The following is a 2,120-nucleotide window of genomic DNA, read 5'->3' as shown; positions in this document are numbered from 1 at the left end:
ATATTAGGATTGAAGTTGCGCGCCCTGGCATCGATAGGCCAGGTCCAGCCGCCACGGGCAAACTGTTCAGGGGTGAGTGAACTTTTACATTGGGTGGGATCCATCACTCTTCCGGTGCGCACCAGGTCGTACCAGCGCACGCCTTCTCCAATCAGCTCCCGCTGCCGTTCCAGGAAAATAAAGTCTTTTAACGCATCCCCTCCGCGACCATTGTACACCATCGCACCGGCACGCAGTCTCACCTCGTTCAGCATAGCTATAGCTTCGGCTTCCTTTCCAAGATTGGCGAGCGCTTCTGCCCCCAGTAACAGCTCTCCGCCATACCGGAACATAATCAGGTCATCATCCAGCAGCCATGAAGAAGCAGTAGCCATGTTTACCACGTTACTGTACTTCACAAACATGGCGCTGGTGTTATTGGCATAGGGAGAAAAGAACCATTGTTCCAACCGCTTATCCGGCTGATCTAACGGGAAAATTTTCTTCAGGTAGTCAGCATCAAACCAACAGTCACTGCTGGAATAATTAAATACCAGTGGCGAGTGCAGTGTCCATTGCCCAATGCTTACATAGCGCGTAGTAGTGCCGTAGTTGGCATTCACCGAAAACTCAAACAAACTTTCTTTGGTACGTCCTTTAAATATTTTGCGGAAATCTTCTATCTGTAATAAACCAAAGACTTTGGAATCATGCATCGTCTGGATAGCGGTAGCCGCATTTCTCCAGTACTGCTGCTGATTGGCTTTATCAAAGCCGGCCGCCCACATATTCACATTGGCAATCAACGCATACACTGCCCCTCTGGCCGCGCGTACCCCCCATTTCGACGGCTCGTCATATTGCCATGGCAAGTCGTCCTTGATAGCATCCATCTCTGATAAACAAAACTTCAGTACCTCCACCATCGGCGTACGTGGTAAAGGACGCTGATCATACGCTTCCACATACAAAGGCACATCTCCATAAATACGCGAAATATAGAAATAGGTAAATGCCCGTACAAAACGAAGCTCTGCTTCATACTGCTTGATTTCTGCTGCCGACAACGCCTTCACTTCCGGCACCCTTACCAGGTTGATATTACAGGCTGCTATGGACTGATAAAATGGATACCAGTCGCTCAGGCCCTTCATGTTATAGGCGCTAAGACGGCTATTGTTTGTCAGGTCCTGCGCTGCCACAGCTGCAAATACATCAAAGTAGCTGCTGGGCGTAAACTCCCCCGCACGGATATCTCCGTTACCGGGTACATAAGGACCATTCGTGAGAATGTCGAATATAAAACCATACGCATTGGCGATGGCAGATTCCACATCTCCCTTCGTTTGCCAGAAAGCGGCATCACTCATACGATCCGGTGGCGACACATCCAGGAACTTCTTACAGCTTCCGGTAGTCAGCAGCAACATCGTGATCAGACTTATATAAATAGTACGCTTCATACCCTGATTTTTAAAACTCAACATTTAAACCAAATGATAAGGTCCTGGAGATCGGATAAGTATCCAACCGGTCACGCCCCAACTCTGTTACCGCTTCCGGGTTAGGTCCGGAATAACCGGTAAACAGGAAAGGGTTAGTAACAGTAACGTATACACGCAATGCATTCATATGATATTGGGAAGACCATTTACGATTAGCAGTATATCCGAACGTAACAGCATTGATCTTAATAAAACTGCCATCTTCCTGGAACAGCGTCTGCAATCCACGATAAGAAGCCGCTGTTGATCTGTAATCATAAGGATTAGGATACTTTGCCACGTCACCGGATTTAGACCAGTAATTCAGGTCATGTAAATCCACCAGTGTACCCTGATCATAGGGAGATTGCAAATTCGCCATGCGCTCATATAAAGCGCTATTGATCAGATCTCTCTTGAATAATACGGTACCATTGAAATTCAAACTGAAATTTTTATAGATCAGGTAAGAGCTGAAACCACCCGTGATCCTCGCCACCGGCCTGCCAGACACCTGCTTATCCATTTCATCCGTTACATAGTTGCCATCCACATCCTGGAATTTCACATCGCCTGCCTTATAATAACCCGTGCTTCCTGTGCGGTAACGATAACCTGTAATAGGATCTACCGGCACATCATCATCCGTGCGATATA

Annotated in this window: 1 protein-coding gene and 1 pseudogene; both read right to left on the bottom strand. The window is 47.3% G+C overall.

Features of this window, described 5'->3' with window-relative positions; all coding sequences use genetic code 11:
* Positions 1-1,442 (bottom strand): RagB/SusD family nutrient uptake outer membrane protein (locus tag VIP81_RS03175; protein ID WP_331957030.1); only part of this gene is annotated, 1,442 nt, incomplete at its 3' end.
* Positions 1,443-1,452: 10 nt separating this feature from the next.
* A pseudogene (locus tag VIP81_RS03170) lies at positions 1,453-2,120 on the bottom strand (SusC/RagA family TonB-linked outer membrane protein); the annotation flags it as partial.

It is taken from the genome of Chitinophaga sp. (assembly GCF_036566945.1).
Classification (GTDB): Bacteria; Bacteroidota; Bacteroidia; order Chitinophagales; family Chitinophagaceae; genus Chitinophaga.
The sequence above is the reverse complement of the archived record's forward strand: the minus strand, read 5'-3'. Positions and strand labels throughout refer to the sequence as shown.